The sequence below is a fragment of the Desulfosalsimonas sp. genome, assembly GCF_055149105.1.
In genome coordinates this window covers 1-13,046 of record NZ_JBSRLA010000081.1, presented here as the reverse complement: position 1 = coordinate 13,046, position 13,046 = coordinate 1, and the positions used below count along the sequence as shown (strand labels likewise).

12 protein-coding genes are annotated in these 13,046 nt (G+C 57.2%); 9 read left to right on the top strand and 3 right to left on the bottom strand.

Annotated elements, in window-relative coordinates; all coding sequences use genetic code 11:
• The first annotated feature begins 151 nt into the window (after positions 1 to 151).
• From ACTCIA_RS15055 to ACTCIA_RS15035, 5 genes are read left to right on the top strand one after another with little or no spacing between them, the layout of a single operon-like run.
• Complete coding sequence (locus ACTCIA_RS15055) at positions 152 to 1,561, top strand: cytochrome ubiquinol oxidase subunit I (RefSeq protein WP_463002628.1); 1,410 nt, start codon at positions 152 to 154, stop codon at positions 1,559 to 1,561.
• Positions 1,548 to 2,570 carry a cytochrome d ubiquinol oxidase subunit II gene (cydB, locus tag ACTCIA_RS15050; protein ID WP_463002627.1) on the top strand — a complete coding sequence of 341 codons (1,023 nt, stop codon included), beginning with the start codon at positions 1,548 to 1,550 and terminating at the stop codon, positions 2,568 to 2,570. The genes ACTCIA_RS15055 and cydB overlap by 14 nt, the downstream gene beginning before the upstream one ends.
• Positions 2,571 to 2,585: 15 nt before the next feature.
• Complete coding sequence (locus ACTCIA_RS15045) at positions 2,586 to 3,011, top strand: Crp/Fnr family transcriptional regulator (RefSeq protein WP_463002626.1); 426 nt, start codon at positions 2,586 to 2,588, stop codon at positions 3,009 to 3,011.
• Complete coding sequence (locus tag ACTCIA_RS15040; protein ID WP_463002625.1) at positions 3,008 to 3,481, top strand: OadG family protein; 474 nt, start codon at positions 3,008 to 3,010, stop codon at positions 3,479 to 3,481. Before ACTCIA_RS15045 ends, ACTCIA_RS15040 begins: the two co-directional genes overlap by 4 nt.
• A complete protein-coding gene (locus ACTCIA_RS15035) occupies positions 3,474 to 4,598 on the top strand; it encodes a sodium ion-translocating decarboxylase subunit beta (RefSeq protein WP_463002624.1) in 1,125 nt (374 codons plus the stop codon). The genes ACTCIA_RS15040 and ACTCIA_RS15035 overlap by 8 nt, the downstream gene beginning before the upstream one ends.
• 32 nt (positions 4,599 to 4,630) lie before the next feature.
• Here ACTCIA_RS15035 and ACTCIA_RS15030 read toward each other — a convergent pair whose 3' ends face one another.
• The 3 genes from ACTCIA_RS15030 to ACTCIA_RS15020 form a co-directional block, all read right to left on the bottom strand.
• Positions 4,631 to 6,709, bottom strand: coding sequence for a molybdopterin-containing oxidoreductase family protein (locus ACTCIA_RS15030; protein ID WP_463002623.1), 2,079 nt, complete (start codon positions 6,707 to 6,709; stop codon positions 4,631 to 4,633).
• Between the two features lie 88 nt (positions 6,710 to 6,797).
• On the bottom strand, positions 6,798 to 8,531 hold the full coding sequence (locus ACTCIA_RS15025; RefSeq protein ID WP_463002622.1) for an acyl-CoA carboxylase subunit beta: 1,734 nt from the start codon (positions 8,529 to 8,531) through the stop codon (positions 6,798 to 6,800).
• Positions 8,532 to 8,572: 41 nt separating this feature from the next.
• Positions 8,573 to 8,788: a biotin/lipoyl-containing protein gene (locus ACTCIA_RS15020; protein WP_463002621.1), complete on the bottom strand. Its 216-nt coding sequence runs from the start codon at positions 8,786 to 8,788 to the stop codon at positions 8,573 to 8,575.
• Between the two features lie 243 nt (positions 8,789 to 9,031).
• Between ACTCIA_RS15020 and ACTCIA_RS15015 the strand changes: the two genes are divergently transcribed.
• Genes ACTCIA_RS15015 through ACTCIA_RS15000 form a run of 4 tightly spaced genes read left to right on the top strand, consistent with a single transcriptional unit; the run spans position 9,032 to position 12,895 of the window.
• Positions 9,032 to 9,793, top strand: a complete 762-nt coding sequence (locus ACTCIA_RS15015) for an SDR family oxidoreductase (protein ID WP_463002620.1) — start codon at positions 9,032 to 9,034, stop codon at positions 9,791 to 9,793.
• Positions 9,794 to 9,838: 45 nt separating this feature from the next.
• Positions 9,839 to 10,999: an NAD(P)H-dependent flavin oxidoreductase gene (locus ACTCIA_RS15010; RefSeq protein WP_463002619.1), complete on the top strand. Its 1,161-nt coding sequence runs from the start codon at positions 9,839 to 9,841 to the stop codon at positions 10,997 to 10,999.
• A 36-nt stretch (positions 11,000 to 11,035) separates the two neighbouring features.
• Positions 11,036 to 11,806, top strand: coding sequence for an SDR family oxidoreductase (locus tag ACTCIA_RS15005; RefSeq protein ID WP_463002618.1), 771 nt, complete (start codon positions 11,036 to 11,038; stop codon positions 11,804 to 11,806).
• A gap of 60 nt (positions 11,807 to 11,866) precedes the next feature.
• Entirely contained in the window at positions 11,867 to 12,895 is a 1,029-nt protein-coding gene (locus tag ACTCIA_RS15000) for a zinc-dependent alcohol dehydrogenase (protein WP_463002617.1), read from the top strand.
• Positions 12,896 to 13,046 lie beyond the last annotated feature (151 nt).

The following is a 13,046-nucleotide window of genomic DNA, read 5'->3' as shown; positions in this document are numbered from 1 at the left end:
TTGATGAGCCTGTAAAAAGTCTTTTTTACAGGCAGTGTTAAGTTTTAAGTGATTAAGTGTTAAGTAAAATCAATAAGTTATTTGTTTATTGGTTGGCGGCTGTTGGCAAATCCCGTGATTTTATTGCCGGCGCAATACAAGGGGGATGATCATGTTTGAACACCTTGACCCGGTTTTTCTGGCACGAGTGCAGTTTGCCTTTACCGTGTCCTTTCATATTCTTTTTCCGAGTTTTACCATCGGGCTGGCCAGCTGGCTGGCGGTGCTGGAATGGCGATGGCTGCGGACCGGAAAGCAGGTTTATGCAGACGTCTATAAGATGTGGGTCAAGATATTTGCCGTGACATTCGGCATGGGCGTGGTTTCCGGGGTGGTGCTCTCCTTTCAGTTCGGCACCAACTGGTCCATATTCTCGGATGCCGGGGGCAACATCATCGGACCGCTTCTGGGCTATGAGGTGCTCACCGCCTTTTTTCTGGAAGCCTCTTTTCTGGGAATCATGCTGTTTGGCTGGAACCGGGTCAGCCCGAGGCTGCATTTTGCCGCCACCGTGATCGTGGCCGCCGGCACACTGGTTTCAGCCTTCTGGATTCTTTCGGCCAACTCCTGGATGCAGACGCCCGTCGGATTCCGGGTGGGAGAGCACGGGCTGCTCTATCCCACAGACTGGCTGGAGGTGATTTTCAACCCGTCGTTTCCCTACCGGTTTATCCACATGGTCACGGCCGCCTATCTGACCACCGCCTTTACCGTGGCCGGCATCGGGGCTTTTTATTTATGGAAAAAGCGCCATATCGCCCACGCCCGGGTGATGCTGGGCATGGCCATGATCATGGCTGTTTTTGTGGCCCCGCTTCAGCTTTTGTTCGGAGACATGCACGGCTTAAACACCTTTGAGCATCAGCCGGCCAAGGTCGCGGCCATGGAAGGGCTTTGGGAGACCACCCGGGGCGCACCCCTGGTGCTTTTCGGCTGGCCGGACCAGGAGGCGGAAATCACCCGGTATGCTGTGGAAGTCCCCAAGCTTTCCAGCCTGATTCTGACCCACAGCCTGGACGGCGAGGTCAGGGGATTAAAGGCCTGGCCGGAAAACGAGCGTCCGCCTGCGGCGGTTGTGTTCTGGACCTTTCGCATCATGGTGGGCCTGGGACTGCTCATGATTGCCACCGGGGTGGCCGCCATTGTCCTTTATTTGCGAAAACGTCTGTTTGAAGCCAGATGGTTTCAGTACTGGTGCATGGCGCTGACCCCAGCGGGTTTTGTGGCGGTTCTGGCCGGCTGGTTTGTCACCGAGGTGGGCCGACAGCCCTGGATCGTACAGGGGGTGCTGCGCACCGCCGATGCGGTATCACCGGTGATGGCCCAGTCCGTGGCCCTTTCCCTGGCCGCCTTTATTGTGGTTTATTTGTTTGTATTCGGTGCGGGCACCTATTATATCCTGCATCTGATCAACAAGGGGCCCGAGGACGGCGAAGGTGTTTACGGTGGCCACGGCATGGAGCAACCGCCCCTTGTCACGGACGTGGCACGAAAAAAAGGAGGCCGTCATGTTCAGTCTTGAAGGTTTTCTGGATCTGCCGCTGATCTGGTATGCCCTGATCGCCACGGCTGTTTTTCTCTATGTTCTGCTCGACGGTTTTGACCTGGGGGTGGGGATACTGTTTCCCTTTGCCCCCACGGACCAGTGCCGGGATGCCATGATGAATTCAGTGGCGCCGTTTTGGGACGGCAATGAAACATGGCTGGTGCTGGGCGGCGGCGGGCTGCTGGCCGCTTTCCCCCTGGCCTATGCGGTGCTCATGCCGGCTTTTTATATCCCGGTGATTGTCATGCTCCTGGGCCTGATATTCCGGGGCGTTGCATTTGAGTTTCGGTTCAAGGCCAAAGAGCCAACCAGGTGGATCTGGGATTATTCTTTTCATTTCGGCTCCCTTGCCGCGGCGTTCATGCAGGGGGTGATCATCGGCGCCTTTGTGCAGGGCGTTGAAGTCACCGGGCGCAGCTATGCCGGCGGGGCCTTTGACTGGTTAAACGCCTACAGCCTCATGACCGGTGTGGCGGTTATTTTCGGCTATGCCCTGCTGGGGGCCACCTGGCTGGTCATGAAAACCGAGGATCTGACTCAGCAATGGGCCGCAAAAACCGCTTCCTATACCCTGATTTACCAGGCCCTGTTTCTGGCCGCGGTCAGTATCAGCATGCCTGCGATCAACGCCGATATCCGGCAGTTGTGGTTCAGCCTGCCCAATGTGTTTTTTCTCGCACCCCTGCCCGGGGCCAGCGCTGTGCTCATTGTGCTGATCTGGCGGCATCTGCGCAGGGGAAAGGAAGTCGGCCCGTTTTTGATGAGTTTCGGCCTGTTTTTTACCGGGTATCTCGGCATTGGTATCAGCATGTGGCCCTATCTGGTGCCATTTGAAATCACCTTTCGCCAGGCCGCGGCAGCCCCTGCATCCCAGTCTCTGCTGCTGGTGGGCACGGTTGTTTTGCTGCCCGTGATCCTGGCTTATGTGGCTTATTGTTATTATATTTTCCGGGGCAAAGTCTCCGGGGAGAGCCATTATTATTAAAGGAACGAAAATCATATGCATCATTTGGATGCCGGACAGATCAAAAAGCTGAAGATTTTCCGGGATCTGCTTCCCAATGAATGGGATCAGCTCTATCCCCTGCTTTCCCATGTATGGGTGATTGAAGGCGAGCAGATGCTCCGGCAGGGCGAACGGGCCCACTGCTTTTTCGTGATACTGCGGGGGCATTTCATGATCCATTACAATGACGGCCGCGCCATTACCCTGAATCAGAAGGGCGATATTATCGGCTGGTCATCTGTGAGCTTTCCCTCTGAATACACGGCCAACGTGACGGCGCTGACAAAGGGGGAGCTGCTTTGCATATCCGGCACTGAGTTTCTGGAACTGCTCCAGAGCAATTCCGGGCTTGTGGAAAAAGTGCTGAAAAAAATCAACAAATTCATTCAAACCAGACCCCAGATCGGTTATCTGCAATGAAAGGCTTGGAGGCCATATCCCATTATCACGGCGTTTCCCTGGCGGTGCTGGGCGTAACCGTTGTGTTTATCGCCCTGGTTGTGCTGGCCGTCATTATTTCCCGGCTTCATGTGGTGCTGGGTGTATGGGAAAACCCAAAAGCCTGGCTGGATCGGGTGCGGCTTTGGGTTTTTCCGGAAAAACCGGAAAAACCCGAGCCGCCGGGCCCGTATTTTGACGATATCCATGAATCGGCCCGGCAGCTCAATCTTTTGATCCATGCCATCGGAGAGCCGTTTTCCCTTCCGGCGTTAATCGAGAAGGCGGAAAAAATCGGTATTTCCCATGCACACTCGGTTGTCAGCCATTTGATTGTCAGCCACCTGATTGTCCCGGATCAAAAGGGTTATTTTTACTGGAATCAAAAGGAATGTGACCGGCTTTTGGGCAAGGGCAGGGGAAAAAAAGGGGTTGAAACGATAAATGGATAAATTCTTCTACTTTATAAATCAGACGGGTTTTGCCAATATCGAGCTCTCCGGCCTGGCCATGATGGCCATCGGCCTTTTTCTTCTGTATCTGGGCATTGCCAAAAAATACGAACCCCTGCTGCTGGTGCCCATCAGCTTTGGCATCCTTTTGGTCAATTTCCCCTTGTCGCCCATGATGGCCCAGCCTGAAAACGGCCAGCCCGGGGGCCTGCTGCATTACCTTTACCTGGGCATTGAGCTGGGGATTTATCCGCCGTTGATTTTTATGGGAATCGGTGCCCTGACCGATTTTTCCCCGCTGATTTCCAACCCCAAAACCCTGCTGCTGGGAGCTGCGGCCCAGGCCGGGATATTTGCCACTTTCCTGGCCATGCTGGCCCTGGGGTTTACGGACCTGGAGGCGGCGGCCATCAGCATTATCGGCGGTGCAGACGGGCCAACGGCCATTTATCTGTCCTCGCAGATGGCTCCGCACCTGCTCGGGGCCATCTCGGTTGCCGCTTATTCCTATATGGCCCTTGTGCCCATGATCCAGCCGCCCATCATGCGGCTTTTGACCACCAAAAAAGAACGCATGATTGAAATGCAGGAACTCCGGGAAACCTCCAAACGTGAAAGAATTCTTTTTCCCATTATTGTCATCCTGGTCACCGGCCTTTTTCTGCCCACGGCCCTGCCGCTTCTGGGCATGCTCATGCTGGGCAATCTTTTCCGGGAATGCGGTGTCACCGACCGCTTGAGCAAGGCCGCCCAGAACGAGCTCAACAATATTATTGTCATTTTCCTGGGCCTGACAGTGGGGGCCAAGTGCAGTGCCCATTATTTTCTCACTGTTGAGACCATCCAGATCCTGATATTCGGCCTGGTGGCCTTTGGCATCGGCACGGCCACCGGTGTGCTCATGGGAAAACTCATGTGCATGGCCACGGGCGGCAAGGTCAATCCCCTGATCGGTGCGGCGGGGGTTTCAGCGGTTCCCATGTCCGCGCGGGTCTGCCAGACCGTGGGGCAGGAGGACAACCCTTCGAATTTTTTGCTCATGTTTGCCATGGGTCCCAATGTGGGCGGGGTGATCGGATCGGCCGTGGCTGCGGGCATCTTTCTTGCGGTGCTGTAACCGGCCGGATCGTTGGGCAGAAAATGATTTTTTCAGGCCGGCGCAAGCCGGCAGGCAATGGCGCGCATCCGAGGTGTGCCGAACTGGCGGCCCAGGGTGTTGGCTGATGTGAGCATGTTGAAATTGGCCGCCTGCCAGGATTGGCGCTTGTGTGCGCCGGATTCCAAAAACCACCACCCGTGCACGGCGCACACCACTTCAGGGGAAACCTCCGGGGTGAGCAAAGCGGTCTGGACAATGGCTCCGTTTCGGGTTTCAATGCGAACCTGGCTGCCGTCGGTGATGTCAAGGGACTTTGCCGTGTCCGGATGAATCCGGATTTGGGGCACAGGCTCGCGCTGTCGCAGGCTTTTGACCCACCGGTAGGATGAGTGCAGGTAATTGGGGCTTTTGGCGCTGGTGAGCAAAAGGGGATAGTCTGCATCCGGCAGGTCCGCAGGCGGCCTGTATTGGGGCAAAGCTTCGGCTCCCAGCTTTTCAGCATTTTCCATGGCCAGCTCCACCCTGCCCGAGCGGGTGGAAAACCCCTTTTTTTCGTAAACCCGAAATTCCTGCTCGCCTGTCAGAAATCCTTTTTCCACAAAACTTTCCCAGTCATGCCCCGAGGGGGCAATCAGGGATTCCAGCATCTGTTTGGAATTGTCAAACCAAAGATCCGGGTCTGTCAGACGGCGGCCCAGGTCATTGATCACGGCCATGTCCGGCCGGCATTGCCCCGGGGGATCCACGAGTTTGGGCCGGGCCAGGACAATGCCGTGGCCCAGGCCGTAGTGGCCGATATCATCGAATTCAAACGCCGTGGCCGCGGGCAGCACCACGTCTGCCAGGGCGGCCGTTGGGGTCATGACCACGTCAGCCACAGCCAGAAAATCCAGTTTCAAAAGCGCCTTGCGGGTCATTTCCGAATCCGCGTACGAAAGCATGGGATTGGTGCACTGCATGTAGGCCGCGCGCACCGGGTAGGGGGTATGGTCGAGGACTGCGCGCCGGAAAAACGCCGGGGGCACGGTCATGAGCATGGGACTGGTTTGATAGGCGGCGTTGAGGCATTGAGTGCGTTTGTCCGGCATCAGGTCCGCGCGCACGAATTTGCCCGGGGCAAGGAGTGCGGGCTCGGCCGCCCGGATATTGCCGCCGGGCACATCCAGGTTGCCGCATATCGCCATTAACGAGACAATGCACCGGATGGTGTCAAAGGCCTGGGGGGTTTGTTCCACGGCGTTTCCCCAGGCCGTGCATGCGGGCCGGGCCCGGCCGTAGGCCCGGGCCGCGGAAATGATTTCCGCCTTGTCCACCCCGGTCACGGATGCGGTCCATTGCGGGTCAAAGGCTTTGACATGCGCTGCCAGGGCCTCAAAGCCCGTGCACCAGTTTTGGACAAAATGGCGGTCAAAAAGGCCTTCTCTGATAATGACATGCAGAAAGCCAAGCGCCAGGGCGCAGTCAGTGCCCGGACGCAGCTGCAAATGGAAATCCGCCTGCCGGGCAAGGGTGGTTTTTCTGGGATCAATGACCATCAGGTCCGCACCCTGCCGGATCCGGGCGGTGATTTGGGAGTTGATAATGCCCTCTTCATTGGTGGCCCGGGTGTTGCTGCCCCACAAAACAATGAGATCGCTTCTGCGGTGAACGTCGGCCACCGGGTAAAAACCGCACATATGCCGGCCCGTTAGTTCTCTTGGCGCATGACAGACATCCTGGACCGCCACCACGTTGGCAGAGCCGAATGTGTTGGCCAGGCGGATCAGGGCAAAGTGCTCCAGGCCCTTTGGCATGCCCTGGCAGAATGCCACGGACCCGGCCCCGTAGTCCTGTCTGGCCTGATCCAGACCCCGGGCCGCGGCCTCCAGAGCCTCCGGCCAGGTGGCCTTGCGCCACTGGTTGGTACCCCGGGGGCCGGTGCGGATCAGGGGGGTTTTGAGCCTGTAGGGGCTTTCGTGGATTTCCGCTGCGGCCCGGCCCTTGGGGCAGCTATAGCCCTGGTTGAGAAATCCTTCCGGATCACCGGTGATGCCGGTGATTTTTCCGCCTTTGGTTTTTACGTTAAGGGCGCATCCCCCGTGGTCCATCCGGCTGCAATGGGTTTTGTGCCATTTGCTTTGATTGTCCATGGCAAAACCTCTTGATTTTTGTCCCGGTTACGGCACCATCTGAAATCAGACTTTTTACGGTGCCATCAAGATTGATGGTATTACGGTGTCAGCCCAGAATGATCCGCGGCAGGATCATGTTATGCTGGGGGCAGATGGACCTCGGGTTCTGGTAGGCGGATTCGGCAAAAGCCTCCAGGTATCCGCGGATTTGATTCAAGTCCGCCACCTCGTCGAGCAGCCCGGTTTTTGCGCAAAACAGGGGCCGGGAAGTTTTGTGATAATTTTCAACCAGTTGGTTCATTTTTTCAATGGTGGGTTCAAGGGGTTTTCCCGCCTGCTGATCTTTGATCAGGCGTCGGGTATAGGCGGCAACAGCCGCGGTTTCCCCGTGCATCACGTATATTTCTGTGGCTGCCGTGCCCAGGGTAAAGGCGTTTTGCCGGTTGGCTGTGGGCCCGCCCAGCAGGTAGTGGGCCGCAGCCGAGCCCTTGCGCAGGGTCACCAGCATCATGGGCAGATCGGTTTGCTGGATCGAATAGATCAGGCTCTGGCCCAGGCCCAGCAGCTCGGCTTTTTCCGCTTGGTTGCCCACGTCAACACCGCTTGTGTCCTGAAACCAGATAACAGGGAGCCGGTCTCTGGCGCACAGGGTCACAAACTCGTTCATCTTGATGAGCCCCTGCCGGTAGAGCTTGCCACCGATGCCGGGATAATCGGCATATTCCGGATACCCCTTGGGCAAAAGTCCCTGCCGGTTGCCGATGCAGCCAAAGGCCAGTCCGTTTATCTTCACTATGCCGGTGTAGACCTCCGGGCCGTAGTCGGGCCGGAATTCCATGTGGTGGCTTGCGTCCACCAGCCGGGCCAGGATTTCTTCAAACACGTAGGTTCGTTTGGGATTGGCCGGCAGCAGGGTGTAGAGATCATCTGCGGGCAGGGCGGGTTTCTGTGGTTCATCGACCCGGAAAAAATCAAGGTCATAGGCGGGCAGTTTTTGCATGTACTCGCGCATGGCCGCCAGCACTTCTTCTTCCTTGTCAAAGACAAATCTGAAAAATCCGGTTTCATCGCAATGGATGTCCACGGTGCCCGGGGGGCTGGCCTGGTTTTTTTGGGCCGCGTCAATGAGTTCCTGCGCGGATTGGGTGTCAAAATAGCCCTTGGGGCTCATGCCGCTGACAATGCCGGCGCCGCCCACGGCAATGTTGCAGTTTTGGTGGGCAAACAGGATCGTGGGGCTTGCGGCCTGGTATCCGCCGCCGGCCGGGTTTGTTCCGTAAATGCCGGCCAGGATGGGAATGCCCATCTGCTCGAGTTCCGCATGCCGGTAAAACGTGGTGCCCGAGCATCTGCGGCCGGCATAGAATTTTTCCTGCTCCGGCAGCTTGACCCCGCTGCAGTTGACCACCCATATCAGCGGCAGGTTCAGGCGCTTGGCCAGGTCCGTCACCCGAAGGATGTTTTCCGGCTGACCCGGCACCCAGGCACCGGCCAGGTACTTGTTGTCAAAACCGATGACCACGGCCCACCGGCCGTTGATTTTCGCCAGCCCGTCGACCACGTTGGTGGTGCAGTCGCTGTTGTCAGCCGGATTGTACAGGGTGTGCAAAGGCCGCCATGTGCCTTCGTCCACAAGGATTTCCAGGCGCTGCCAGATGGTGAGCTGGCCCCGGGAATTGATTTTTTCCGCAGACAGGCCGAACCGCCGGGTCTGGTCTTTGGCTTCGCGGATTTCGGCCTCCTGTTTTTGCAGGGCCTCTGCGCTGTCGCGGTTTCTGTTCCGGACCTTGTCCTTGAGCGGCTTTCCCAGGACATCCATGTTTTTAAAATACTTGTGCATGTGCCCACCTCGTTTTTTTCAGGCCCCGGATACCGGGGGTTTTATTCCAGGGTCATCAGGACATCATCTTGGTCAACATTGTCTCCGGGATTGACTTTGATTTCCCCGATGGTGCCGCCGGCTAATGCATAAACAGAGGCCTCCATTTTCATGGCTTCCAGGATCAGGATCTCGTCGTCTTCCTCCACAGTTTCGCCGGGGCTGACCAGAACGGAAATCACTTTTCCGGCCAGGGGGGCTTTGATTTGTGCTGCCATGACGCCTCCGGATGTGTTGGTGGTTAAGGGTGGAAAAAACGGTCTTTAAAATCAATGTTTACCCAAGGGAACGGGTGTGGGTCAATAAAAAAAATAACGAGCGCTCGCTTTTTTATTGACACGGACGCGGTTTCATCTTTACAAGTTTTGTGATAAATTTGTATGAATATAACAGTAAGGCGCGTATACCAAACCTGCAACCCATGAGCCCAAGCCTGTGCAATCAAAAGGAGGAATATTGTTATGATTTCTTTTTCCCTTGAAAACAAGGTCGCCCTGATCACCGGCGCCAGCCGGGGCATCGGAGAGGCCATCGCCGTTACCCTGGCCGATTACGGCGCCGCCTGTATCCTGGTGAGCCGAAAGATCGACGCCCTGCAGGAAGTGCAGCAGAAAATCGAGCAAAAGGGCGGCAAAGCCGAGTCCATGAGCTGCAACATGGGATATTACGACCAGATCGAAAACCTGTTTGCACAGGTCAGGGAAAAATACGGCAGGCTGGATATCCTGGTCAACAATGCCGCCACCAACCCCTATTTCGGAGAGATGGTCAACGCCCCTGAATCCGCCTTTAACAAAACCGTGGAAGTCAATCTCAAGGGCCCCTTTTTCATGATTCAAAACGCGGCCAAACTCATGGCGGAAAACAATTCCGGCGGCGCCATTGTCAATGTTTCTTCCATCAACGGGGTGAGCCCGGCACCCATGCAGGGTGTCTACTCCATGACCAAAGCCGGCATGATCTCCATGACCAAGGGCTATGCCAAGGAGCTGGCGCCGAAAAACATCCGGGTCAACGCCCTTTTGCCGGGCTTTACCCAAACCAGGTTTTCCTCTGCGCTCATGGAAAACAAGGAATTTTATGACATGGTTATTGATCGCATCCCCATGCACCGCCACGCCACCCCGGAGGAAATGGCCGGCGCGGTTTTGTATCTGGTTTCGGATGCGGCCTCCTTTACCACCGGCGAAACCATCGCCTGCGACGGCGGAGCACTTGCCTGACAACAGGGAAACATTTCCTTTCTTGAACCCGATTAAGGAGCGGACATGGGCAAAAAAATACTCAAAACCCCGTTGTGCGATATGCTCGGGATTGAATATCCGATTCTGAGCGCCGGCATGGGGCCCACCCTGGTGGGGGAAAATACCGGGGCGCCGGTGGAACTTGTGGTGGCGGTCTCCGAGGCCGGCGGCCTTGGCGTGCTGGGCGGCAGCGGATATACTGTCGAAGAACTCCAGGAGGCCATCCGGGAGATCAAAAAACAGACAGACAAGCCTTTCGGGGTGGACCTGCTGCTTCCCAAAAGCTTAAATCTTTCCACGGCTTCTGAAGCCGGCGGCGGCCAGACCCGCATTCCCCTGATGGATGTGGTCAGGACCCTGCCGCAGCAACACCAGGACTGGTATGAAAAGATAAAGGCCGATCTGGGCATTGCCGAACCCGAAGATGTGATGATCCGGACCGATTCCACCACCTACCGCCCCCAGGAATCCATACGGGTATGCATCGAGGAGCGGGTCCCCCTTTTCTGCGCCGGGCTGGGCAACCCGGGCTTCATGGTCGAAGATGCGCATGCGGCGGGCATGAAGGTGCTGGGCATTACCGGAAACGCCAAGAATGCCAAAAGAATGGCTGATTCGGGTATTGATCTGCTGGTGGCCCAGGGCCATGAAGGCGGCGGCCATACCGGCCGTATCGGCACCATGGCGCTTTTGCCCGCAGCCATGGATGCCGCCGCACCGGTTCCCGTGCTGGCGGCCGGCGGCATCGGCGACGGCCGTGGCATTGCCGCGGCACTGGCCATGGGATGTACCGGCGTGTGGATGGGCACGCGGTTTCTGGCCACCAAAGAAGGCGGCGCACTGCAGGTCAACAAGGAAAAAATTCTTCAGTCCACGGATGAAGACACCCGGGTGAGCACCGCTTACACGGGCAAGACCCTTCGGGCCAGTTACAATCGGTTCCATGATCTCTGGGCTGAGTCCGGACTGGATCCGATTCCGTTTCCGGGACAGGTGGTGCTGTCATCAGCCCTGCTCCACGGATTTATCCGGGCTGATCAAAAAGACTATATCGGCGGCCTGGCCGGACAGGTTTCGGGCATCATCGATGATATCAAGCCCGCCGGCCTGCTGGTGGAGCAACTCGTGGAGGAAACCGTTGAGATTCTCTCCCGGAAACTGCCGGAGACGGTGGTTGCCAAATAAGGTTTGATGACCCGGCAGCAAGAAAGGTGAACGCGGATGGATGTCAAAAATAAGGTGACAGTGGTCACCGGCGGGGCCAGCGGAATCGGTGCGGCCCTTTGCCGGTGTTTTGCGCAAAACGGTGCACGGGCTGTGGCGGCCGCGGATATCGACATGGAAGGCGCCCGGCAGGTGGCCGGGGAAACCGGCGGCATGGCCGTATCCTGTGACGTGTCCCATGAGCAGGATGTCATTGACCTGGTGGAAACCGTGGAGGAAAAATGCGGTCCCATTGACGTTTTTTGCTCCAATGCCGGCATTCTCATTGCCGGTGCCCTTGAAGTGTCCAACCAGGACTGGCAGCGGATATGGGAAATCAACGTCATGGCTCACGTGTATGCAGCCCGGGCGGTGATGGATAAAATGATCGCCCGGGGCGGGGGCTGGTTTGTGATTACCGCCTCGGCTGCCGGGCTGCTGTCCCAGATCGGCTCAGCCCCTTACTCGGTGACCAAGCACGCGGCCGTGGGCCTGGCTGAAAATCTGGCCATTACCTACGCAGACCAGGGAATCGGGGTGTCGGCCATCTGCCCCCAGGCTGTTGAAACCAAAATGACCCGCCAGGGCGGGGGTGTGGCCGCGGTCGACGGGATGATCGATGCCGACAGGGTGGCTGCAGAAACCCTCAGTGCCCTGGCAGAAGAAAGGTTTCTGGTGCTGCCCCATCCGGAAGTGGCCACCTATATGGAGCGCAAGGCCGCGGACTATGACCGTTGGCTAAAGGGCATGCGGCGGCTCCAGGCCAGGTTTGTCCAAAGCGCCGGATAAGTCTTGCTGCGGGTTTGCAGCACAACTTCCCCATAACCAGAGGCAAAAGGAAAACAGGATATGCGCGTTGTAAAACTCACCCGGCCCCGGGTGCTTGAATCGGTTGAAGAACCCGAACCGGCCGCAGACGGCCAAAATGTTGTCATCAATGTATCAGCCTGCGGTGTCTGCGGCTCGGACCTGCATTACTGGGAAATGGGAACAGGCATGGATGGCGCGCCCGGGCTGATCATGGGCCACGAGTTTTGCGGCACAGTGGCGGATGCCGGTCCCAGGAGCGATCTTGCCCCGGGCGACCGGGTGACCTATATTCCGCTAAATCCCTGCAACGCCTGTCCCATGTGTGAAAAAGGATGGTTTCACCTCTGCCCCCGGGCCTTTACCCGCCCCGTACCCGGCAACAACGCGCCCGGGGCGTTTGCGGAAAAAGTGGCCGGCCGCCCGGATATGGTTCGGCGTCTGCCCGATACCGTCACCGACGAGGCCGCATGCCTGGTGGAGCCGGCGGCAGTGGCCCTTCATGCCGTAAATCAGGCCGGCATAAGGGTGGGGGCCAAAGTGCTGGTCATCGGCGGCGGAACCATTGGTTTGCTGAGCGCGGCCTGGGCCCGCATTGCCGGGGCGTCGCAGGTGGGCTTGTGCGAACGCAATCCAAAGCGGCTCTACTATGCCGGCACATGGCCCTATGTGGATCAGGCTTTTGACGCAGGGGACAAAAAGCTCAAAAAAAATCTCAAGGTGGCCTCCAATGGCGGTTTTGATGCGGTCATTGAAACTTCTGCAGCGGATGCGGGCATTGCAACGGCCATTTCAGCCCTGCTGCCCGGGGGCGTTTTGGTGCTTGCCGGCATTAATTTCTCCCCCCAGCCGGTTTCCACCCTGATGCTCACCTCCAAGGAAATCCGGCTCAGGGGGTCCATGGCTTACGAAATGGATGATTTTGATACAGCCCTGGGATTTATGGCAGACAATCGGCTTGATGTATCGCAGATGATCAACTGCAGGGCGGGATTTGCCGATCTGCAAAAGATTTTTGAAAACCTGCACGCCGGTGATTTCGAAATCGTCAAGGCGGTTGTGCGGCCGTAACCCGTAAAAAGGAAGGAAGCCCAAGGCCGGGGTCAGTTTTTTCGCTCCTGATCGTTTACGGATTCAGCCAATGCCTTCGCTTAAAATTTCAAAAACTCGGCCTGTCGGCCTCAAACAGTTTGAAATTTTTTAGCTCCGGCATTTGCTGAAT